Below are 20753 nucleotides of genomic sequence, written 5' to 3' on the forward strand. Positions count from 1 at the left end.
CGGCCCTCGACCACCCTCCGTCGATGCGCATCGACCGATTCGCGCGGCGCGTAATCGATGCGTATCGACAAGCCTCCCTCGATCTGCGAACCCCATATCCCGGAAAGGATTCGACAAATGATCCGCTTTGCTCGATCCCGCCGAGCCCAGGCCGCCCTCGCCTCGATTCTCACTCTGCCCCTCGCACTCGGTGCCTGCGGCGGAGGGTCCGGCGGCGGCTCGGACGGTGGCGGCGGCTCCGTGACGCTGCGGGTGCTCGACTACTACAACAACGAACCCGCGAGGACGGTCTGGCAGAAGGCCATCGAGGCCTGCGGGCAGGAGGCCGGTGTCACCATCGAGCGCGAGGCGGTGCCCGGCGCGTCCCTGATCCAGAAGGTGCTCCAGCAGGCTTCGTCCAAGACCCTTCCGGACGTTCTCATGCTGGACAACCCCGACCTTCAGCAGATCGCCCAGACCGGCGCCCTCGTGCCGTTGAACGACCTCGGGCTCAAGGCCGACGGATACGCCGAAGGCGTGGTCAGCGCGTCGACGTACGAGGGCAAGCTCTACGGCCTACAGCCGATCACCAACACCATCGCGCTGTTCTACAACAAGGACCTGCTCGCCAAGGCGGGCGTCACCCCGCCGACCACCTGGGAGGAGCTGCGTACCGCGGCGAAGAAGCTGACCGCCGGCGGCACGTACGGGCTGGCCTTCTCGGCTCCGGCGAACTACGAGGGCACCTGGCAGTTCCTGCCGTTCATGTGGTCCAACGGTGGCGACGAGAAGAACATCGCGACGCCCGAGGCCGCGCAGGCCCTCCAGCTGTGGGTCGACCTGATGAACGACGGCTCGGTGTCGAAGTCCGCGCTCAACTGGACCCAGGCGGATGTCAACGACCAGTTCCGGGCGGGCAAGGCCGCGATGATGGTCAACGGGCCGTGGCAGTTTCCCACCCTGGACGAGGACAAGAGCCTGAAGTACGAGGTCGTCAAGATTCCGGCACCGGCCGCGGGAAAGCCGATCGTCGCCCCGCTCGGCGGTGAGACGTGGACCGTGCCGCAGACCGGTAACAAGGACAAGCAGGCCAAGGCCGCGAAGGTCGTCGGCTGCCTCAACGCGGACGCCAACCAGCTCAGCATCGCCGCGGGCACACAGACCATCCCCACCAAGACCGCGCTGCTGACCAACTTCAGCTCCAGCAACCCGAACATGGCCGGCTTCGTCGACCAGATCCCGACCGCGCGGGCCCGCACCGGTGAGCTCGGCGCGGACTGGCCGAAGGCGGCCACGAAGATCTACACGGCGATGCAGGCCGCACTGACCGGACAGGCCGCCCCGGCCAAGGCCCTCGAACAGGCCCAGAATGGTTGAGCGTCGACCAGGGTCCACTGTGGTGCGTCAGGCAGATCCACCGCCGCCGTCGATCGTCGAGGCTGCCGCACCACCACGTTTCTGGCAGGCATACCGGTTTCAGCACCGCGCCGTCCAGGTGCTGTTTCTGGCCCCGGCCGTGATCTACATGGTGGCGTTCTTCGGCTACCCGATCGTCAAGAACTTCCTGATGGCGTTCCAGGAGTACACGACACGCACCTTCTACACCGGCGAGGCGCCGTGGGTGGGGTTCGCCAACTACTCCGAGGTGGTGTCGTCACCGGTGTTCAGCAAGGCCATGCTGAACACCGTCCTGTTCACGGTCGGCTCGATCGCCGGACAGTTCGCCATCGGGCTCGCCCTGGCGGTGTTCTTCCGGCGCCACTTCCCGCTCAACGGCGTGCTCCGCTCGCTGATGCTCGTGCCGTGGCTGATCCCGCTGATCGTCTCCAGCGCGGTCTGGCGGTGGATCCTCGACAAGGACAACGGCGCGCTCAACCGGTTTCTCGCCGCGATCGGCGTGACCGACCACCCCGGCTGGCTGACCAGCACCTCACTGGCGCTCGTGGCGGTGATCCTCGTGAACATCTGGATCGGCGTCCCGTTCAACCTGACCATCCTCTACGGCGGGCTCCAGGACATCCCGCGGGACCTGTACGAGGCGGCCGCGCTGGACGGGGCGAGCGGATGGCAGCGGTTCCGCTACCTGACCTGGCCGCTGCTGCGCCCGGTGGTGAGCGTCGTGCTGGTGCTCGGGGTGGTCTACACCATCAAGGTGCTCGACCTGATCCTGGGTCTGACCGGCGGCGGCCCGGCCAACGCCAGCCAGACCATCGCCACGCAGTCGTACCGGCTGTCCTTCACGGAGTTCGACTTCGGCCAGGGTGCCGCGCTCAGCAACATCCTGATCGCGATCTCCCTGGTGTTCGCCATCCTTTACCTGCGCGCCAACCGGCGCGCCGTGGACGAATGAGCCCCGCCATGACCACAGCGAAAACTCCCGCGGCCCGGCGGACCCGGACCGGCTGGGGCAGCACGGTCGCCGGAATCGTCATCCTCGCCGTCCTGCTGTTTCCGATCTACTGGATGCTCAACGTCTCGCTCCAGCCGAGCGGCTCGGCGGTCGGCACCCCGTGGCTGCCGCTCGACTTCAGCCTCGACGGCTACTCCACCGCGCTCAGCCAGCAGGGCCGCAACCTTGTCACGAGCCTGGCCGTCGCGCTCGGCTCGGTCGTGTTCAGCCTGCTGATCGCGATGCCGGCGGCGTACGCGCTGGCGCAGTTCAAGGTCCGCTTCGCGGGCGCGCTCCTCTTCGGAATCCTGATCTCACAGATGATCCCGGGGATCGTCATCGCGAACGCGCTCTACACTGCCTACACCGACCTGGGAATGCTCAACTCGATCCCCGGCCTGATCCTCGCCGACTCGACCGCGGGCATCCCGTTCGCCATCCTGATCGTCCGCGCCTTCATGACCAGCATCCCGCGGGAGGTCCTGGAGGCCGGCCGGGTCGACGGAGCCGGCCACGTCCGCACGTTCGTCTCCGTCGCACTGCCGATGAGCCGCAACGCGATCATCACCGCGGGCCTGTTCACCTTCCTCTTCTCCTGGGCGGACTTCCTGTTCGCCATCACCCTCACCACCACCGAGGAGGTACGCCCGGTGACACTCGGGCTCTACACGTACATCGGGACCTACGTCAACGACTGGAGCTCGGTGATGGCCACCGCCGTGCTCTCCTCCATCCCGGCCATCGTGCTGCTCGTCGTCGCCCAGCGATACGTCACCGCGGGCACGACGGCCGGCGCCGGTAAATGATTCTGGTATCCGACGGAAAAGGCGCGACATGACTAACGGAACACCCGGCCCGCTGCGAGTCACGGTGTGGGGCGAAAACCGTCACGAGCAGATCGAGGAGCACGTGGCGAAGATCTATCCGAAGGGGATGCACACGACGATCGCGGAGGGCATCGCGGAAAACCTCGGCGACGGCTGCGTCGTCCGCACCGCCACCCTCGACGAGCCGGAGCACGGCCTGACCGAGCAGGTGCTGGCCGACACCGACGTGCTCACCTGGTGGGGGCACGCGGCGCACGGCGAGGTCGTCGACGAGGTCGTCGAGCGCGTCCACCGGCACGTCCTGTCCGGGATGGGGCTCGTCGTGCTGCACTCCGGGCACTGGTCGAAGATCTTCACCAAGCTCATGGGTACGAGCTGCACCCTGCGCTGGCGCGACGAGCACGACCGCGAGCTCGTCTGGACGGTCGACCCCACGCACCCCATCGCGAAGGGCGTGCCGCACCCGCTGGTCATCGAGGAGGACGAGATGTACGGGGAGTTCTTCGACATCCCGGCACCGGACGAGCTGGTGTTCGTCAGCTCGTTCAGCGGGGGAGAGGTGTTTCGCAGCGGCTGCACGTTTCGCCGAGGCTACGGCAAGATCTTCTACTTCCGGCCCGGAGACCAGGCATACCCCACGTACCACCACAAGGACGTGCGCCGGGTCATCGCCAACGGCGTCGCCTGGGCCCGCACCGACCGGCCTGAACGCAGCCATCCCGTGCTGCTGCGGTACGAGACCGGGGAGTTCTTCCACGGCCAGGGCTACGCCGGACCGCTCCAGTGACATTCCGGACGATCCCCTCCAGCCCGTCGGATCCGCTCCGGGTGGTCATCGTCGGCGCCGGTGGCATGGGCCGTGCCTGGCTCGCGACCGTCGCCGACTCACCCGAGGTGACCCTGACCGGCATCGCCGACCTGGACGTGACCCTGGCGCGTTCCGCCGCCGACTCGGCCGGCCTGCCCGGCCTGGCGGTCGGTGCCGAGGCCGTCGCCCTCGCGCGGCAGACCGGCGCTCAGGCGCTGATCAACGTGACCGTCCCCGAGGCGCACCACCCGGTGACCACCGCGGCGTTGTTCGCGGGCCTGCCGGTGCTCGGCGAGAAGCCGGCCGCGGAGAACGTGAGCCGCGCGCTGTCGCTTGCCGCCGCGGCCGAGGTCACCGGAGAACTGTTCATGGTCAGCCAGTCCCGCCGCTGGAACCCGCAGCTCGCCGCGTTGCGGGAGATGATCGCGCGGCTCGGCCCGATCGGGACGCTGAGCACGGCGTTCTTCCGGGCCGAGCGGTTCGGCGGGTTCCGCGAGCTGATGGCGTACCCGCTGCTGGTCGACATGGCCATCCACGCCTTCGACGCGGCACGGTTCCTGCTGGGCGCGGAGCCGGTGACGGCCTACTGCCAGTCGTACAACCCGCCGTGGAGCTGGTACGCGGGAGACGCCAACGCGATGGTGGTGTTCGAGATGGAGGGCGGCACCCGGTACCTCTACGACGGCAGCTGGTGCAGCCCCGGCGCCACCACGTCGTGGAACGGTGCCTGGCGCGCCAGCGGCGAGAAGGGCACCGCCATCTGGGACGGGGACCACGAGCCGGTCCTCGACGCCGACGTGCGCGCCGCCCAACCGACCGGCCCGCCGTACTCCGGGATCGCCGGCGCCCTCCAGGTGTTCGTCCGGGCGCTGCAAACCGGCGAACCGCCCTCCGGCGAGGTGCACGAAAACGTGATGAGCCTGGCGATGGTGGAGGCGGCGGTGCGGTCCGCGGCGAGCGGCCGGGTCGAGCGCATGGACGCCGTCCTGGAGCTGGCCCACGCGCAGGCGCTGCGCGAGGAGACCCGGGCGGACGTGCGCGACATCCTCGCCGGATGGTCCTCGCTCCGGGACGTGCGCGCTGGTCGTTGACCGGGTACCCCAGTGGTTACGCCACGCTTTTGGTGCGAGACTTGGATGGTTCGATGAGGCGGTGCCGGAGTGGACGCGGATGATCTAGCCACGTTCAGCGTGGGGTGGAGTGGCGACCTTGTCTGTGCGCGGCCGCCGTGCGACGACGGGCGCGACCTGCGGGCCCCCGCCGCCGATGTCCGCAGGTGGCTGGACGCCGTCGCGTCACTGGAGCAAGTCATGGCGGAGGTGGAGTCGGGGAGGAAGAAAGCCACCAGTTGGGAGTTCTTCACCCGCTACGTCGCCTTCTTGGAAGAGCTGCAACAGCAGGCCGCCGCGGCCGTCCAGACCTACCGGGAGCAGACGCACGACCTGCAAGCGTGCATCGACGAGGAGACAGCGCGGCTGAACGCCGAGTGGTACGAGCGTCGGAGGCGCGAGGTAGCGGAAGCGAGGCGCCAGGAAACGGTCGCGATAGCCGCCATCACCGAATCGGTTTGGACGTACAATGTGGACATTGGCCTTGGCCCGTGGTATGCCCGGACCTTCATAATCTATCTGCTCTACCGAGATGACCGGGGAGTGCTCCACGCTATCGGCGATGATCGGCCGGGATCCAATCCGCACCTGACCGCCGCCCAGGTCGAGGCCGCCGCGTGGGCCGAACGTGCCCGCTCACCGGGCACGTCGGTGGAGTTCTCCAAGCACACCGCCAGCGCACTGAAGCAATGGCACGGCAGCGACGACCCGGTGGAGGCGTGGCGGGCTCTGATCGGGCAGCTGACGTCACTGGACCCGGCGGCGTTCCGCGGACCGGGCATGAACAATCTGCCTGCCTACGGGTTTATCGACTACGGCCCTTCAAGCGACTACGGCTCCGCGAGTGACTACGGCTCGTACGGCTCGCCTTCCATCTGAGTCTCCGCGGGCACCGCTCGCTCCCGGCCGGCGGCTCGCAGCGCTCGCCGAAACCTCGTGGCGGTTACCCGCGGCGACGACAACTCCGTTGCTTTCCCAGGATCGCTGATCCGGGAACAGACCATTGTGGACAAACGTCGACCACCGCCTGGCGCGAGCCCGTCACCCCGCCCCTTTCCTCCCGGCCGGTTGCGCGCAGGGTGAGCGCGACCAACGGCGGACGGGTGAGGCCGCGGGAGCAGCGGTCTGGACCACGACGGACGTCGCGGTAGCTCAAATCTCTGTCTAAATAGGGGAGTCGACTCCGACAGGTCTCTAGAGGGCAACCCGCGGCGGTCAGCGTTCGTTTACGAAGACGGTGCGGTCGGTCGCGAAGTCGGGGGAGGCGACGATGCCGAGCAGGCCTCCTTCGGAGGTCGGGCGCACGCCGGGCACGACGCCGACGGTTCGCGGTTCGCCGCCTTGGGCGGGGATCCGCACGATCTCCGGTGATGCGCTCGGACACGAGCGCCGACCTGTCGGGCAGGAAGGTGAGTCCCCACGGGGCTTGCAGGCCGGTCGTGAGCTGGACCGGCTGCCCGAGGGTCGCGATCGCGGCGGCCGCCGCGGTGTTCGAGCGCGCGGTCTGTGCAGGCCCGTCGGAGGCGGCCGCGCAGCCACCCAGTGCGCCCGTGATCGACGCGGCGACGACCGCCGCGCGCAACCGTACGGCCGATATGACCGTCTCCTTCCTAGGCGGCGCCGCCGTTGACGTAGAGCACCTGGCCGTTGACCCAGCGGGCGGGACCGGCGAGGAACGCGACGGCTTCGGTGATGTCGGCGGGGGTGCCGAGCCGACCCATCGGGTTCATCGCGGCGATCTGGTCGACCACCTGCTGGCTCTTTCCTTCGAAGAACAGCGGCGTGGCGGTGGGGCCGGGCGCGATCGCGTTGACCGTGACGTCCCGGCCGCGCAGCTCGCGGGCGAGGATCAGCGTCAACGCCTCGACGGCTCCCTTGGACGCGGCGTAGGCGCCGTAGCCGGGGATCTGTAGCCGGGTGACCGACGTGGAGAAGTTGACGATCGCGCCGCCGTCGCGCACGCGCTGGGCGGCGAGCTGGTCGACGACGAAGGTCCCACGAACGTTGGTGCGCAGAACGCGGTCGAGGGTGTCCAGGCTCAGCTGCGCGACGGGTGCGAGCGGCATGATGCCCGCGGTGTGCACCACGACGTCGACGCCTCCGAACTCGCGCTCGGCAGCATCGAACACAGCGGCCATCGCCGCCTCGTCCGCCACGTCGCCGCCCGCCACGATGGCTCGGCCGCCGGCGCGGGCCACCGCACTCGCGGCCTCGTCGGCGCGGTCCTTGCCGCCCGCGTAGTGCACGACGACGGAGAAGCCGTCGGCGCCGAGGCGTTCGGCGCTCGCCCTGCCGATGCCGCCGGACCCTCCGGTGACGATCGCGACGCGACCGGAGTTGCTCGTCATGATCTGACCTCCGCTAGTATGTGTACAGCTTGTACATTACTGTGGCCCACGGAAATGTACAAGCAGTCCACAAGAAGGGATCGTGGATGTCGGAGACCTCTGCCACCCGACGGGGACGCGGCCGACGGCCGGCGGCCGAGGTGCGCACCGCCGTGCTCGCGGCCGCGGGGCGCATCCTGCTGCGGGACGGCATGCGAGCGGTGACGTTCGACCGCGTGGCCACCGAGGCGGGCGCGAGCAAGATGACCCTCTACAAGTGGTGGCCGTCACCCGGTGCGCTCGCGGCCGAGGCGTACTTCGCCCAGAGCCGCGACGCGCTCGACTTCCCCGACACCGGCGATCTTCGCGCCGACCTGATCACACAGATCAGCGCGTTCGTGCGCCTGCTGAAGGACGGGGGCGCGGAGAAGCCCGTCTCCGAGCTCATCGGCGCGGCCCAGATGGACCCCGACCTCGCCCAGGCGTGGTCCGAAAGCTACGCGCTGCCCCGCCGCGAACTCGCCCGCACACGCCTCAGGAGCGCACAGCGGCAGGGGCAGCTGCGTGACGACGCGGATCTCGACATCATCGTCGACCAGCTGTGGGGCGCCTGCTATCACCGGATGCTCGTGCTCAAAGCGCCCTTCGACGAATCGATCGTCGTGCGTCTGGTCGACCACGCGCTCTACGGCGCGGCACCGCGCGGCGCGTAATCGGGGAATTCCTCGGTGCCGAGCACGCGTAGCAGGTCCAGTCGCTCGCGGGCGTCGGCGTCCGCGGGAGTGAGCACCAGCAGCTGCTGACCCTGGTCGGGCGTGACAAGGGTCTCGCAGTCGACCAGGACGGGGCCAACCCGCGGGTGCACGATGGTCTTGCGGTCGGCCCGCCGGACCGCCACCTCGTGCTCGGCCCAGAGCCGCCGGAAGTCGGCGCTCACCGCCCGCAACCGGTCGACGAGCCCGGCGACGGCGGGATCGCCGGACCGCCGGCCAGCGGTCGCGCGCAGGTCGGCCACGAACTGGCGGCCGTGGTACTCCTGCTCCTCGGGCGGGTGGACGGCGCGGTCGGCGGGTTCGGTGAACCAGCGGTAGACGAGGTAGCGCCGGTCGCCGGAGAAACCGGTGTGGTCGCCCATCAGCAGCACGGCTGCCCTGTTCTGCGCGAGCACCTCACCCAGGTCGGAGAGCACCACGGCCGGTGTGTCGCCGAGCAGGTCGAGCATGCGAAGCAGGCCGGCGCGGGCCAGGCGGGCCACCCCGTCGGCGGGCGGGGGCTGATGGCCGGCCAGGTGGAACAGGTGGTCGCGTTCGTCGTCGGACAGGCGTAACGCCCGGGCCAGCGCGCCCAGCAGCTGGGTCGAGGGCTGACTGCTGCGGCCCTGCTCGAGGCGGACGACGTAGTCGACCGACATGCCGGCGAGCATCGCGACCTCTTCCCGGCGCAGGCCGGTGGTGCGCCGGCGAGGGCCGCCGGCCAGGCCGACCTCGGCCGGGCGGATCGCCTCGCGGCGGCGGCGCAGGAAGTCGGCGAGCTGGTCACGCTCCATGACCCCATGCTCCCTCGCGGCCGGCAAGCCGATCCAGGGAGCCGCTCTCCCACGATAAACGCTCCGTTCCCGCGCCTTCCGGTGCCGGCGCAGGGTTGACCCATGCAGACACGAACCTTGGGAAACACCGGTCCGGCCGTCTCCGGGCTGGGCCTGGGCGCGATGGGCATGTCCGGCGTCTACGGCGCGACCGACCGCGCGGAGAGCATCGCCACCGTGCACGCCGCGCTGGAGGCCGGCGTCACGCTGATCGACACCGGCGACTTCTACGCGATGGGCCACAACGAGTTGCTGCTCGCCGAGGCGCTGCGCGGCCGCGATCGGGACAGCTACACGCTGAGCGTCAAGTTCGGCATGCTGCGGGGGCCGGGCCATGAGTTCGGCGGGCCGGACGGCCGTCCCGAGGCGGTGAAGAACTTCCTGGCCTACTCGCTGACCAGGCTGGGCACCGACCACATCGACATCTACCGTCCCGCCCGGCTGGACCCGGCGGTGCCGATCGAGGAGACCGTCGGCGCGATCAAGGAGATGATCGACGCCGGGCACGTCCGCCACCTCGGCCTCTCCGAGGTGGACGCCGCGACGATCCGCCGCGCGAACGCCGTGCACCCGGTCGCCGACCTACAGATCGAGTACTCGCTGCTTTCCCGCGCGGTCGAGGGCGACATCCTGCCCACCCTGCGGGAGCTCGGCATCGGCCTGACCGCGTACGGCGTCCTCGGCCGCGGCCTCATCTCCGGACACTGGACCGCCGGCCAAGCCGCCCCCGGCGACAGCCGCGGCTTCAACCCGAGGTTCTCCCGCGAGAACGTGGAACACAACCTCTCCCTCGTCGAGGCGCTGCGCCGGGTCGCCGAGGCGAAGGGTTGCACCGTCGCCCAACTGGCCATCGCCTGGGTCGCCGCACAGGGCGAAGACATCGTGCCGCTGGTCGGCGCCCGCACCCGCGAGCGGCTTGCCGAGGCGCTGCCCGCCACGCGCCTGACTCTCACCGCCGACGACCTCACCGACATCGAGAAAGCGGTGCCGCCGGGTGCGGCACGCGGCGACAGATACCCGGCCGCGTTCATGTCCGGCCTCGGCGTGGGGAACTGAGCCCCAAACACCAGAGGCCCGAGCCCATGGCGGGCTCGGGCCTCTGGGCCGCCTCGCTAGATGAAGTCGATGAAGCTCCAGTTCTGGTTGGGAGCCGATGGGCTGCACGCGAACTGCATGGCGCGCGCGCCGTTGTTTTCGCTGGCACCGTCGATACCCAGGCAGAGACCGCTGTGGCGGTTCTTCAGGTTGAACTCGGTAGCCGTACGCTCGATGACGTCGAAGTCCTGGTTGAAGTGGGCGGCTCCGTTCGCCACGATGGCCGCCGCACCCGGTGCCGTGCTGGCACCGTCGATGCCCATGTTGAGCCGGGGGGTCTGTGCGTTCCAGAACGTGACGTAGTTACCGTCGTGGCAGCAGATGTCCCACCTCTGCAAGTTGATCCCGGTGGGAGTCTGCTGGGTGACCACGGAGCCGTTCGTCGCGCTGCCCGGCTGTAGGGCCTTCTCGGACTTGTGGTTCAAGATCCCGTACGGTGGGGCCAGCCGAGTCCGCAGGTCCGAGAGCGAAACGACCGTGTACGACTCGCTGCCCTTCGTCGGCTCGGCCTGGGCGGCCGCCGGGCTGGCCATGGCCATCAGCAACCCAGCCAGAACCACCGCGACGACGTTCCTCGTGCGTTTCCGCATGTTTTCAACCCCCGTGTATGGAGTTGGAATATGGACATGCGAACCGTATGGGGTCGATTCCGGGCTAGGCTAGGGCGTCTGGATCACTTTGGAGCCAGGGGCAAAAATCGCGCTTATTCAATATATATGATCTTAAAACTGTGGTATCGCTCCTCGTGATCGGAAGATCACACACTGTCGTCGCCCGATGGGCACAGGCACACCGCCGCGAGTGGACACAGCGGAGTGGAGTGCGCGGCCACTATCGTTCTGGCGTGCGTATTCGATTCGACATCCCGGCTGATCCGGCCTATCCGGCCCGGGTGGCCGCGGCGCTCAGCAGGGCCCGGCTGCGTAGGTACAGCTTCGTCGGCGCTGTGCTGCTGGCGGTGGCGGCGATCGGTCTGGCCGTCTCGCGGCTGGTCGACTGGGGCGATCGGATCCTGCTGTTGTGCTTCACGCTGGCCTTGGGCGGCGTGCTCTCCATGCTGTACCCGTCGTGGGTACGGCGCAGGGCCCGGCGCCGCTCCAGCCAATACGCCGTGGAGGGCGGCTACGACATCACCGACGACAACATCATGATGCACAGCGGTTCGGAGTCCAGCGGTATCGCGTGGGACGGGGTGGCGCGGGTCGTGGCCGACCCTGAGTTCTGGATCGTGTACGTCGGACGGATGCCGGCGACCGTGATCCCGCGCCGCTACCTGACCGCGGAAGACGCCGAGACGTTGGAGACCTTCATGACGAAGCGTGGGCTGCTCGCGTCGTGATCGTCGTGGGTGCGGCGGGGTCCTGGGCCGCCTGCACCGCCGCCGCCTCCAAGCCGCGCAGCAGCGCCTCGCCGTCCGCGGGTGAGATCACGTGGGTATCCATGAATATGGTCGCCTGCATCGCACCGGGAACGTCGTCCACGTGGACGATCAGCGGCTCGAAGGGTGTGTCCTGGCGGGTCGTCCAGCGAAACACCGCATCGTGCGGCCGCGCCCCGGCCGGTGGCGCCCCGGCCGGCTTCGCGAGCGTCGTGCGGTCGTTGAAGTAGCAGGGCAGCTCCAGCTCACCGCCGCGTTCCGCCACCACTCGACGCACCAGGTCGTCCAGCTCCACCGGGTTGTAGTACGCGTTCTTGTAGCTGGTCAGGGATGCCCGCTGGGCCCGGTCGACGGCCTCGGCGAGCGAGACACCCGCCACGTCGAGCAGGCACACGCCGTACTGCGCGAGCATGCACACCACCCGGTCCAGCCCTGGCCGGAACCGGTTGTGCACCATCGGCCGTACCGCCACCGGGTTGATTCCGGTGACCCGGGCCAGCGCGACCGCGAAGAGGCCCAGCAGCGCGGGTGCCGCGGCGGCCCCGGTGTTGGCGCGCACCGCGTCGAGCGCGGGGCCCAGCGCGTACGAGACGAACTCGCCGCGCCAGTGGCGTGGCTGGCGCCGGTCGCTCGGCTCGGGAAACTGGCGCAGGGGCATCGTGCGCAGGACGCTCTCCCAGTGCCGCAGCGCCGACGTGTTCTGTCTCCGCCCCGCCGGTGACGCCTGCCAGCGTGCCTGCTCCAGCGGCTGCGCGGCGGGTACATCCGCCGTCGAGCGCGCGGCGAGCTCCTCGAACAGCATCCGGGCGCCGGAGCCGTCGGTCACCAGGTGGCACATCACGACGACGAGGTGGGTGAGCACGTCGTGCCCGCGGACGGCGCCCATCCGCACCGGCCAGTCGGCGGTGAAGTCGAACGCGGCGTCCTGGTACCGCAGCCGCAGCGCGTCGGCGACCTGCTCCGGGTCGGCGTCGCCGGCGTCGACCACCTCCAGTGCGATCTCGCCCGCGGCGGACACGACCTGGCGCGGGGTGCCGTCCGGCTCGAACACGAGCCGGGTGCGGGCGGTGGGGTAGCGGCTCATCACGTACCGCAGCTGGTCGGCGAGCTCGTCGACGGTGGTGCCGGCCGGCAACGGGACGCACACGCCGTTGGGCAACCACGACTGCTGGCGGACCATCGCCTGCCAGATGTCCATCTGCCCCCAGGACAGCTCGCCGGCGCCGGCGCCGTCCCCCTCGAACGCCACGACAACCCGATCAGCGACCGTGATCACTGGTCAGCCTCCCTGCTCCGACGACGTCAGCGGGACTCAATCCAGACAGGAAACTTTCCTGACGGTACCGGAGGATGGTGGCACTGACAATCGATCACGCCGAACATCCGTGTCGTTTGTGGACAGACACTTTTGGGTGACTCAGTCGGGCCGACGACACAGTCAACTAGCGGTCAGATCCGCCGTATTCGTCCGGCAAAGGCGGAGGGTGGGTATCACCGAAAGGAGATGCCATGAATGACCAAATCGGGGTGGAATCATTGGCCGCTGGACCGATTCTGAGCAACAACGTTCCCGAGCCGATCAGCTACGCCAGCCGCAATGTCATCGCCCTCGACCTCGCCCCCGACGTGTTCGCGGAAAGCACATCGCTCGAGGATCAGGACGAGTCCGGCCGGGTGCCCATCGAAGATGTCGCGGCGATGTCGGTCGAGCAGATCGCCGAGGCGTTGCGCACCGCCAACACCCGCGTCTTCCCGAACGTGGCGGCGCCGGCGGCGACCGGTGCTTCGCTGTTCGCCGCGCAGACCTCGGTGCTGCGGTCGGCGGGCGGTATCGACCCGGCCACCGCGAGCGTCGTGAGCCGGGCCGTCGTGTCCGGCGCCGTCGGTCCGGACGTGAGCCGCGTGGTCAACCCGCCCGAGGACAGCACCCCACCGCCGCCTCCTCCGTCGCCACTGCCGCACGTCGAGGCGGCGGACACAATGGACACTTCGAACGGTGCCGCCCCCGTCGAGACCGCGCGGCTGTCGCTCGCCGCCCGTGCCGCGGCCTTCACCGAGCCGGCCCTGACCTCGCGCGCGCTGCGGCCGGGCATGACCGACCTCGAGGTGGGCACCGTCCTGGAGCAGGCGAAGATCGGCAACCGGCTGCACGTACACCGCAGCCTGTGGGGTGACTACGTGTACCGCTTCCAGCCGGACCCACCGGCGGAGGTGCGCCGGCCGCAGCTGCTGATCGTCGAGAGCTACCGGCTCTCCTCCTTCCTCGGCGCGTACGGGCAGGGCCGCACGCTCAAAACGTTCAGCCTGCTGCCGGGGGAGAACACGACGATCAGCGTGAAGACGTTCACCCGCAGCGAGAGCAGCCGCAAGGACTCGTCGAGCGTGCTGGACTCGTTCACCAAGGAGAGCTCGGACGACTTCGAAAACTCGACGATGCAGGAAAACTCCGACAAGCAGGCGAGCACGGAAAACTTCGAGTACCACGCGGAGGCGGAGGCATCGGCCGGCTGGGGCTGGGGCAGCGCGAAGATCAGCGGTGGTATCAAGGGCGGCTCCACCTCCGCCCGCGAGGAGTTCGCCAAGAACGTCAGCAACGCCTTGCAGAAGCATGCGTCGAAGGCCTCCAGCAAGCGGGACGTCCAGATCAACACCAGCAGCGAGGTACGCGAGTCCAGCGGCGAGGAAACCTCCATCGTCCGGCAGGTGGAAAACATCAACGTGGGCCGCACGCTCAACTTCGTGTTCCGCCAGATGAACCAGGAACACATCTCGATCCTGCACCTCGTCGACGTGCGGGTCGCGTACTGGACCGGCGTGGGGGAGTCGAAGGACGAGGTGCCCCTGCCGCGCCTGGACGACCTGCTCGAACGGCACGTCAAGGCGGAGCACCGGGCCAGCGTGCGGGACAACATCTTGGCTCAGCTCCAGACCGTCTTCGACTACAAGGACCAGTTGGTGACGCCGCCGGTGGTGGAGAAGCGGAAGCTGAGCGAAACCGACTTCTACTGGCGGTTCCGCAAAGACGCCACCACCACGTACACCGACCAGACCGGCGTCCAGATCACCGTGCCCGGCGTGATCGTCTCGGTCATGAAGAACACCATGCGGACCGAGGGCGTGCTCGTGGACGCGGTTCTCGGTGAGGGCAACGCGCTGGACACGTACTCGCAAGGGTTGCAGGAGACGGCGGTCAAGCAGCGCCTGCTGGAAAACGCCGCCGCGCAAGCCAAGCTCGACCGCGAGGCCCTCGGTCGCGACATCGTCACGAAGAGCAAGGACGACGAGGCCAAGCTCTTCCGCATGGTCTTCCCGACCGCGGTCGCGCTGCCCGGGACCATCTCGGTCGCCGCGGACGAGGACGGCCACGTCATCGTGGGCGGCGCGTCGGCCGCTCCCGGCCAGTCCGCGGAGTGAGCAGATGGCCGACGTCCTTCGAGACAAGGCACCCGGCGCCGCCGTCGCGCACCAGGCCGCGACGGCGGGCGCCGGCTCCGTGCTCAGCTCCGCGCCGACCAGCCGCGCGCCGGCCGTCGCCTCCGCCAACCCGGCGGCCGGTGTGGCGCAGGCGCTGCCGTCCCTGTTCGTACGCATCGTGTTGGAGCCGCAGTCGGCGATGCGGACGTTCGTCACCGACGCCCAAGTGTCCGTTGTAGACACCGCGGGACGGGTCATCACACCGGTGCGGCAGGGCGGCAATGTGATCGTCGAGCTGCCCCGCGCGGTCGGGTTGTACCGGATCCACGTATCCAGCGCCGGCGGCCAGGTCTTCCCGCAGGACCTCAAGGTCGACGTGACGCCGGACCGGGTGCTCCTCGACCGGGTGACCCCGGAGGTCGGGCCGCTGGTGCCGGTCGGAGCCGGCGGCACCACGACGTTCCGGCTTCCGGTGGTGTTGCCACGGGTGCGCGACGTGACCGGCGAGGCACAGACGCTGCTGGGCCGGACGTGGCAGCCGCCGACCCGCGCCGTGCACGTGCTGACCGACCCGCCGCCCGGCAAGCTGGACTTCACCAGCACCACGGTGACGCCGGCCCGCACCGAGGTATTCGAGCTCGCCCACCTCGACGTGCCGAAGTGGGTGTCGGTGAGCTGGCCGGCCGGCATGACCGCCGGGTCGCCGTTCCGGTTCCTGCTCTACCTCCACCATCGCCTTCTCCAGAACAAGAAGGTCTACGCCGGCAAGCCGTACCCGCGCGACAACGCCTACATGGAGTTCGGCCTCCACCACTACCTGGACTACGCCGGCGCTCCGCTCTCCGGTCTCAACGCGGGCAAGGGCCTGGCCTTCCAGCTCGCGGCGGCCGGCCGCGGAGTCGCGCTCGTCCTGCCGCTGCCGCGCTTCGAGGAGGTCGCCGCGAAGGACACGTCGATTGGCAAGCTCGCCAACGGCAGCACGCTGGAGGTGGTGCTCCAGGAGATCGCGGCGCACGCGGCCCGGCGCATGCCGGGTGCGCCTATCCCGCCGGCGATCGACCGGCTCGCCGTGGCGTCCTTCTCCTCCGGCGCCGAGGACACCGAGACGTTCCTCCGCAACGCCAGCACGAGCTCCTTCCTGCGCCGGACCCTGCGCGAGGCGTACCGCTTCGAGGGCATCAACGACCAGAGATGGCTCGACGCCGCGGTGGCCTGGGCCGCGAGCGTTCCCACCGGCGAGCCGCGGCCGCGCATCCGCATCTACCGCCAGTTCGACGCCACACACATCAAGGCCTACCTTCCGCACGGCTTCAAGCTGTGGCCGGCGCCGGGAGACCGGACGTACGCCGCACTGCCGGCCGCCGCGTGGCAGGCCGCCGGGGCCACCGCCGACCTGAAGATCTGGCACGAGGTCGAGGCCCTGATCGCCAACATGATGCTCGTCGACGCCCTGCGCCGCAGCGGCTTCTGAGGCGGGGCCGCGCACGGCTACACGTCGTCGACGAGGAGCTGCCGTGCCAGTGGCGCCAGGCCCGCTCGGCGTACCGGGTCGAGCGGGTCCTGGGACGGAAAGGCGCGGTAGGCGCGCGGCGCGACCCCGTACCCGACGCGGAAGCGCCGGGAGAAGTGGAACGGGCTGACGAACCCGCACGCGCCGGCGACCGCGCCGATGGTGAGCGTGCTGCGTTGGAGCAGCGTCGCGGCGCGGGCGAGCCGGATCAACTCCACGGCCGCGACCGGGCCGACACCGAACCGTTCGCGGAAGAGGCGGGCGAGGTGACCGGGCGACACGCGCGCCGCCGCGGCCATCTCCTCCAGGCTCAACGGCCGCGCCGGTCCGCCGCGCCAGGCCGCGCGCACGTGGTCGGCGAGGCGCAGGACATGTTCCGGCAGCGCGGCCTCGGCCTGGTCGCCGAGCGGGCCGTCGAGGAAGACGTCCAGCAGCCAGCCCAGCACTGTCGCGGTGCGGGCCGACGCGGCCGCCGAGTCCACGCCGGCCAGCCACAGCAGGTAGCGGCAGAGCCCGGTCAGTGGCTCGGTGAAGGGCTGGGTGGTCGGCCAGCGACCGTAGTCGTCCGCGCCGTCGGCGTAGAAGGAGACGTACGCGTGGGAACACGCGTGGTCCGGGTCCCACAGGTAACGCTCCCGCAGGTCCGGCCGGGACAGCAGAAGCAGGCCGGGGCGCAGCGGCACGCGCGCCGGCTCGGCGCCGTCCGGGATGTGCTCCCACGTGGCCCGCCCGTCGAGCATCCAGACGAACTCGAAGCAGGGCAGCACTCGCGGGCCGAGGCTCGCGCCGGGCGGGTAGTGGGCGACCGCCGGGCCGTTGCGGACGCGCACCCGGAAAGATGCCGATGTCACGAACAGACATGTTATCGAGAACCTGGGACATGGCCCGAACAGCCGGCGCCGCCAATACTGGTGAGGCTGTGAACGCGTGACATGACCGGGAGAAGCGATGAGCATCGACCTAAGGACCACCGCGACGACCCCTTCGGCCGTCCTGCACGACCAAGCCTCCGAGGCGCTGATCGAGCAGGTTCGGGAAGAGGGCTACGGCGTGCTGCGCGGCGCGCTGACGCCGGACGAGGTGGCCGAGATCAACGCCGAGGCGGTCCGGCTCTGTCGCGGCGAGCTGGGCGAGATCGGGTCGGGGCCGGCGGTCGCGACCACCGACGCCGACGCCGACGTGCTCCGCCGCTACCTGTGCATCCACCACCCGCACAAGCTCTCCGGCGTGATCCGGCGCGCGGTGTCGCACGAGCGGGTCGTGGACGTGCTCACCAAGGTGATCGGCCCGAACGTCAAGACGATGCAGTCGATGCTCTTCGTCAAGGCGGAGGGCAAGCCCGGGCAGGCGTGGCACCAGGACGAGTTCTTCATCCCGACGCGGGACCGCTCGCTGACCGCGGTCTGGATCGCCCTCGACGACGCGACGGTGGAAAACGGCTGCCTCTGGGTGCTGCCGGGATCGCACCGGCGTGGCGTGCTGTACCCCGACCGTGACCAGAACGACCCGCGCTTCGACTGCTCGATCGAGGCGTACGACTTCCCGTACTCCGACGACGACGCCGTGCCGGTCGAGGTCCCCGCCGGTTCCGCGGTCATCTTCAACGGGTACCTGCTGCACCGCTCACTGCCCAACACCGGCCGGCACGGCTACCGCCGGGCTCTGGCCAGCCACTACATGAGCGCCGAATCCCCGCTCGCCTGGAAGGTGCCGCCCGGCGCGGCTCTCGCCTCCTGGGACTACCGCGACGTGGCCCTGGTCGCCGGCGAGGACCCGTACGCGTACAAGGGCACCGTCGACCTCACCCGGCCGTACGTCCGGCCGGACAAGGACGGTGGCTGCGACCGCTAGCCGGCCGCGGCACCACCTGTCAGATCGGGCTGGTGCTCTCGCGCTCGACGAGCTCGACCGCAAACCGCTCCCGCTGTCCGGGCGAGAGGTCGCCGGTGAGCAGCATCCGCGTGGCGGCGGTGGCCATCTGTTCGGCGGGTAGCCGCATCGTGGTCAGCGGCGGGTTGGTGCAGATCGCGACGACACTGTCGTCGAACCCGATGACGGAGACGTCGTCCGGCACCCGCCGGCCGGTGGCGGTGATCGCCTGGATCGCGCCGGCGGCCATCAGGTCGCAGGCGACGAACATGGCGTCGACGTCGGGATGTTCGTCGAGCAGCCGCAGCGTCGCGGCGTGCCCGCCTTTGCGGGTGAAGTCGCCCGTGGCGCAGACGTCGGGGAGCCCGAAGGTGTGGACGGCCCGCTGGTATCCGGCGCGCCGGTTGATGGCGCAGGTGTTGAACTCCGGGCCGTGGATCGCGGCGATTCGCCGCCGGCCGAGGGCGTGCAGGTGTCGCACGGCGGCGTCGGCGCCGCCTACGTTGTCGGCCTCGACCGCCGGCACCCAGGGCGCGGTGGGTACGAGCGAGACCACCTTGTGGCTGCGGCGGTGGAGCCGGACGGCGAGGTCCGGGGTGGCATTGGCCAGGATCGCGCCGGCGGTGAGATCCGCCGCGATCGTATCGATCCTGCTGACCGCGTCGGCCTCGGCGACGACCTGGATGCGCAGCTGGACGTGCACGGTCTCCAGGGCGGCCATGACCCCGGCCAGGACCCGGCCGAAGTAGGGGTGCGCGCCGAGGGCGAGGCCCGGGTTGTCGATGACCGCGACGAGGTCGACGTTGCGCTGCCGGCCCGAAGCCAGCGCCCGCGCGGTCTCGTTGGGGCGGTAGCCCAGGTCGACGACGGCTTGGCGGACGCGTTGCCGGAGCAGGTCGGACGCTCCCGGCGCATCGTTGATCACCCGCGAGGCGGTCGCGCGGGACACGCCCGCGACCCGGGCCACGTCCTCGATCGTCGGTCTCGAGCCGTCCATGCCAACCACGCTTCCTCCACCGCCGGTCCAACAGCGGCACCCCGCAGGATAGGCGTGGGAGCGCTCTCATGAGAAGGGTCGCCGGCGCAGGATCAGCAGCGCGACGGCGGCGACCGCGAGCTCGGCGGCCGGAAAGCTCCACCACAGCGCGCTCTGGCCGTACCGGCTGAAGGCGACGAGGAACGGGATCTTGATCGCGATCAGGGTGCCGACGGAGATCAGGTAGGACGCCCTGGGCTGGCCCAGTGCCTGGAAGCGGGCCGAGATCAACGGCGCGACGCCGGCCAGGGGATAGGCCAGGGCCAGGACGCGCAGCGCGGTGACGGCCTGCTCGTGCACTGCCGCGTCGTTGGTGAACAGCGCGGTCAACGGTCCCGCCAGGACGACGACAAGCCCGCAGACCACGGTGCCGTACCCGACGGTGGCGCGCAGCGTGAGGGTGGTGGCGCGCGCGACGCGTCCGGTCGCGCCGAGGCCCGCGTTGTACCCGACCACCGGCTGCAACCCCTGCGCGATGCCCAGCTGCGGCATGGCGACGAAGGTGCCGACCCGGGCGCACAACGCGAACGCCGCCAGGGCCACCGCCCCACCGGAGCCGGCCAGCAGGTTGTTGGCCACCGCGACAAGCACGGTGGCGCCGAAGCCGGCCAGGAACGACGGCGCGCCGAGCGTGACCACCTGCCGCATGGTCGGTCCGTGCGGGCGCAGGTCGGCCAGCCGGATGCGGTAAGGGCGTCCCGGTAGGGCGAAGAAGAACCACAGGCTCAGCACCAGCCCCACCGCCTGACCGCCGACGGTACCCAGCGCCGCCCCGCGTACGCCCAGGTCGAAGCCGAAGATCAGGATCGGGTCGAGGATGATCTGAGTGAGCACCGCCACCACCCACAGCAGGGTGGAGAACCGCATCCGCCCTTCGGCCCGTACGAGGCTGGAGAACCCGGTCGCGGTGATCGCGCCGGCCAGGATGATCAGCCCGTACTCGCGCGCGTAGGCGTGGGTCTGGCCGGTGGCGCCCAGCAGGTCCAGCAGCGGATCGAGCAGCAGGACACCGGCGACGCTGACCGTGAGCGCGGTGGCCCAGAAGACGACGAACGCGTTTCCGGCCGCCCGCGCCGCCGTCCGCGGATCGCCGCGGCCGAGGCTGCGCGAGACCAGCGAGGCGCCGCCGGCCCCGACCGTGGTGGCGACCGCGCCGAGGATCAGCAGCACGGGGGCGACGAGGTTGACCGCCGCGAACGCGACCGCGCCGACGCCACGCGCGACGAACCAGGCGTTGGTCAGCGCGTAGATCCCATATACGCCGACCGCCATGGTCGTCTGGGTGCAGGCCTGCCAGAGCAGCCGGCCGACCGGCTCGGTACCCAACGCCGCCGCGTGATCGCCGCGCGCGGCCGGGCCGGCAGGGTCGGTGTCCGAGGTCGTAGAGCCGCCGCCGCGGCTGCTCTCCACCACACCTCCACGCCTGT

Annotated in this window: 20 protein-coding genes; 12 read left to right on the plus strand and 8 right to left on the minus strand. The window is 70.0% G+C overall.

The window, feature by feature from the left end; all coding sequences use genetic code 11:
- Positions 1 to 117: 117 nt before the first annotated feature.
- The 6 genes from ACTMTJ_RS20450 to ACTMTJ_RS20475 all read left to right on the plus strand — a co-directional run bounded on the left by ACTMTJ_RS20450 (position 118) and on the right by ACTMTJ_RS20475 (position 5991).
- The gene (locus ACTMTJ_RS20450; RefSeq protein WP_441218870.1) at positions 118 to 1356 is read left to right on the plus strand and encodes a sugar ABC transporter substrate-binding protein; all 1239 of its coding nucleotides are present in this window, start codon (positions 118 to 120) and stop codon (positions 1354 to 1356) included.
- 22 nt (positions 1357 to 1378) lie between these two features.
- A complete protein-coding gene (locus ACTMTJ_RS20455; RefSeq protein ID WP_441218872.1) occupies positions 1379 to 2329 on the plus strand; it encodes a carbohydrate ABC transporter permease in 951 nt (316 codons plus the stop codon).
- An 8-nt stretch (positions 2330 to 2337) separates the two neighbouring features.
- The gene (locus ACTMTJ_RS20460) at positions 2338 to 3174 is read left to right on the plus strand and encodes a carbohydrate ABC transporter permease (RefSeq protein WP_441218874.1); all 837 of its coding nucleotides are present in this window, start codon (positions 2338 to 2340) and stop codon (positions 3172 to 3174) included.
- Positions 3175 to 3202: 28 nt separating this feature from the next.
- Complete coding sequence (locus ACTMTJ_RS20465; RefSeq protein WP_441218876.1) at positions 3203 to 3982, plus strand: ThuA domain-containing protein; 780 nt, start codon at positions 3203 to 3205, stop codon at positions 3980 to 3982.
- A complete protein-coding gene (locus tag ACTMTJ_RS20470) occupies positions 3979 to 5094 on the plus strand; it encodes a Gfo/Idh/MocA family protein (RefSeq protein WP_441218878.1) in 1116 nt (371 codons plus the stop codon). Before ACTMTJ_RS20465 ends, ACTMTJ_RS20470 begins: the two co-directional genes overlap by 4 nt.
- Before the next feature lie 219 nt (positions 5095 to 5313).
- Positions 5314 to 5991 carry a hypothetical protein gene (locus ACTMTJ_RS20475; RefSeq protein WP_441218880.1) on the plus strand — a complete coding sequence of 226 codons (678 nt, stop codon included), beginning with the start codon at positions 5314 to 5316 and terminating at the stop codon, positions 5989 to 5991.
- Positions 5992 to 6327: 336 nt separating this feature from the next.
- Here the strand turns inward: ACTMTJ_RS20475 and ACTMTJ_RS20480 are convergent, their stop codons facing one another.
- Together ACTMTJ_RS20480 and ACTMTJ_RS20485 are read right to left on the minus strand one after the other, a co-directional pair.
- Positions 6328 to 6471, minus strand: coding sequence for a PQQ-dependent sugar dehydrogenase (locus tag ACTMTJ_RS20480; RefSeq protein WP_441218882.1), 144 nt, complete (start codon positions 6469 to 6471; stop codon positions 6328 to 6330).
- Between the two features lie 251 nt (positions 6472 to 6722).
- The gene (locus ACTMTJ_RS20485; RefSeq protein WP_441219285.1) at positions 6723 to 7463 is read right to left on the minus strand and encodes an SDR family oxidoreductase; all 741 of its coding nucleotides are present in this window, start codon (positions 7461 to 7463) and stop codon (positions 6723 to 6725) included.
- An 83-nt stretch (positions 7464 to 7546) separates the two neighbouring features.
- On the opposite strand from ACTMTJ_RS20485, the gene ACTMTJ_RS20490 reads away from it, so the two are divergent.
- Positions 7547 to 8152 carry a TetR/AcrR family transcriptional regulator C-terminal ligand-binding domain-containing protein gene (locus ACTMTJ_RS20490; RefSeq protein WP_441218884.1) on the plus strand — a complete coding sequence of 202 codons (606 nt, stop codon included), beginning with the start codon at positions 7547 to 7549 and terminating at the stop codon, positions 8150 to 8152.
- Here the strand turns inward: ACTMTJ_RS20490 and ACTMTJ_RS20495 are convergent.
- Positions 8125 to 8985: a helix-turn-helix transcriptional regulator gene (locus ACTMTJ_RS20495; RefSeq protein WP_441218886.1), complete on the minus strand. Its 861-nt coding sequence runs from the start codon at positions 8983 to 8985 to the stop codon at positions 8125 to 8127. The two genes, ACTMTJ_RS20490 and ACTMTJ_RS20495, sit on opposite strands and share 28 nt — an antisense overlap.
- 102 nt (positions 8986 to 9087) lie before the next feature.
- Between ACTMTJ_RS20495 and ACTMTJ_RS20500 the strand changes: the two genes are divergently transcribed.
- Complete coding sequence (locus ACTMTJ_RS20500) at positions 9088 to 10080, plus strand: aldo/keto reductase (protein ID WP_441218888.1); 993 nt, start codon at positions 9088 to 9090, stop codon at positions 10078 to 10080.
- 56 nt (positions 10081 to 10136) lie between these two features.
- Here ACTMTJ_RS20500 and ACTMTJ_RS20505 read toward each other — a convergent pair whose 3' ends face one another.
- Complete coding sequence (locus tag ACTMTJ_RS20505; protein ID WP_441218890.1) at positions 10137 to 10709, minus strand: RICIN domain-containing protein; 573 nt, start codon at positions 10707 to 10709, stop codon at positions 10137 to 10139.
- Between the two features lie 254 nt (positions 10710 to 10963).
- Here ACTMTJ_RS20505 and ACTMTJ_RS20510 point away from each other — a divergent pair, with 254 nt between their 5' ends.
- Positions 10964 to 11458 carry a YcxB family protein gene (locus tag ACTMTJ_RS20510; protein ID WP_441218892.1) on the plus strand — a complete coding sequence of 165 codons (495 nt, stop codon included), beginning with the start codon at positions 10964 to 10966 and terminating at the stop codon, positions 11456 to 11458.
- On the opposite strand, the gene ACTMTJ_RS20515 is transcribed toward ACTMTJ_RS20510, so the two are convergent.
- Complete coding sequence (locus ACTMTJ_RS20515) at positions 11427 to 12773, minus strand: condensation domain-containing protein (protein ID WP_441218894.1); 1347 nt, start codon at positions 12771 to 12773, stop codon at positions 11427 to 11429. The genes ACTMTJ_RS20510 and ACTMTJ_RS20515 overlap by 32 nt on opposite strands.
- Before the next feature lie 233 nt (positions 12774 to 13006).
- Here ACTMTJ_RS20515 and ACTMTJ_RS20520 point away from each other — a divergent pair, with 233 nt between their 5' ends.
- On the plus strand, positions 13007 to 14911 hold the full coding sequence (locus ACTMTJ_RS20520) for a hypothetical protein (RefSeq protein ID WP_441218896.1): 1905 nt from the start codon (positions 13007 to 13009) through the stop codon (positions 14909 to 14911).
- A gap of 4 nt (positions 14912 to 14915) precedes the next feature.
- Entirely contained in the window at positions 14916 to 16382 is a 1467-nt protein-coding gene (locus ACTMTJ_RS20525) for a hypothetical protein (RefSeq protein WP_441218898.1), read from the plus strand.
- A gap of 17 nt (positions 16383 to 16399) precedes the next feature.
- Here ACTMTJ_RS20525 and ACTMTJ_RS20530 read toward each other — a convergent pair whose 3' ends face one another.
- Positions 16400 to 17272, minus strand: coding sequence for a helix-turn-helix transcriptional regulator (locus tag ACTMTJ_RS20530; protein ID WP_441218900.1), 873 nt, complete (start codon positions 17270 to 17272; stop codon positions 16400 to 16402).
- 97 nt (positions 17273 to 17369) lie between these two features.
- On the opposite strand from ACTMTJ_RS20530, the gene ACTMTJ_RS20535 reads away from it, so the two are divergent.
- Complete coding sequence (locus ACTMTJ_RS20535) at positions 17370 to 18272, plus strand: phytanoyl-CoA dioxygenase family protein (RefSeq protein WP_441218902.1); 903 nt, start codon at positions 17370 to 17372, stop codon at positions 18270 to 18272.
- A gap of 19 nt (positions 18273 to 18291) precedes the next feature.
- Here ACTMTJ_RS20535 and ACTMTJ_RS20540 read toward each other — a convergent pair whose 3' ends face one another.
- Positions 18292 to 19287 carry a LacI family DNA-binding transcriptional regulator gene (locus tag ACTMTJ_RS20540; protein ID WP_441218904.1) on the minus strand — a complete coding sequence of 332 codons (996 nt, stop codon included), beginning with the start codon at positions 19285 to 19287 and terminating at the stop codon, positions 18292 to 18294.
- A gap of 66 nt (positions 19288 to 19353) precedes the next feature.
- Positions 19354 to 20736, minus strand: coding sequence for an MATE family efflux transporter (locus ACTMTJ_RS20545; protein WP_441218906.1), 1383 nt, complete (start codon positions 20734 to 20736; stop codon positions 19354 to 19356).
- Positions 20737 to 20753 lie beyond the last annotated feature (17 nt).

The sequence above is a fragment of the Phytohabitans sp. LJ34 genome (assembly GCF_052068095.1).
GTDB lineage: Bacteria > Actinomycetota > Actinomycetes > Mycobacteriales > Micromonosporaceae > Phytohabitans.

What these genes read in the sequence shown, in the direction of transcription:
- ACTMTJ_RS20525 (WP_441218898.1), top strand. Translation starts at nt 14,916, where the DNA reads ATGGCCGACGTCCTTCGAGACAAGGCACCCGGCGCCGCCGTCGCGCAC.
- ACTMTJ_RS20535 (WP_441218902.1), top strand. Translation starts at nt 17,370, where the DNA reads ATGAGCATCGACCTAAGGACCACCGCGACGACCCCTTCGGCCGTCCTG.
- ACTMTJ_RS20490 (WP_441218884.1), top strand. Translation starts at nt 7,547, where the DNA reads ATGTCGGAGACCTCTGCCACCCGACGGGGACGCGGCCGACGGCCGGCG.
- ACTMTJ_RS20520 (WP_441218896.1), top strand. Translation starts at nt 13,007, where the DNA reads ATGAATGACCAAATCGGGGTGGAATCATTGGCCGCTGGACCGATTCTG.
- ACTMTJ_RS20495 (WP_441218886.1), bottom strand. Translation starts at nt 8,985, where the DNA reads ATGGAGCGTGACCAGCTCGCCGACTTCCTGCGCCGCCGCCGCGAGGCG.
- ACTMTJ_RS20540 (WP_441218904.1), bottom strand. Translation starts at nt 19,287, where the DNA reads ATGGACGGCTCGAGACCGACGATCGAGGACGTGGCCCGGGTCGCGGGC.
- ACTMTJ_RS20460 (WP_441218874.1), top strand. Translation starts at nt 2,338, where the DNA reads ATGACCACAGCGAAAACTCCCGCGGCCCGGCGGACCCGGACCGGCTGG.
- ACTMTJ_RS20505 (WP_441218890.1), bottom strand. Translation starts at nt 10,709, where the DNA reads ATGCGGAAACGCACGAGGAACGTCGTCGCGGTGGTTCTGGCTGGGTTG.
- ACTMTJ_RS20465 (WP_441218876.1), top strand. Translation starts at nt 3,203, where the DNA reads ATGACTAACGGAACACCCGGCCCGCTGCGAGTCACGGTGTGGGGCGAA.
- ACTMTJ_RS20450 (WP_441218870.1), top strand. Translation starts at nt 118, where the DNA reads ATGATCCGCTTTGCTCGATCCCGCCGAGCCCAGGCCGCCCTCGCCTCG.
- ACTMTJ_RS20500 (WP_441218888.1), top strand. Translation starts at nt 9,088, where the DNA reads ATGCAGACACGAACCTTGGGAAACACCGGTCCGGCCGTCTCCGGGCTG.
- ACTMTJ_RS20475 (WP_441218880.1), top strand. Translation starts at nt 5,314, where the DNA reads ATGGCGGAGGTGGAGTCGGGGAGGAAGAAAGCCACCAGTTGGGAGTTC.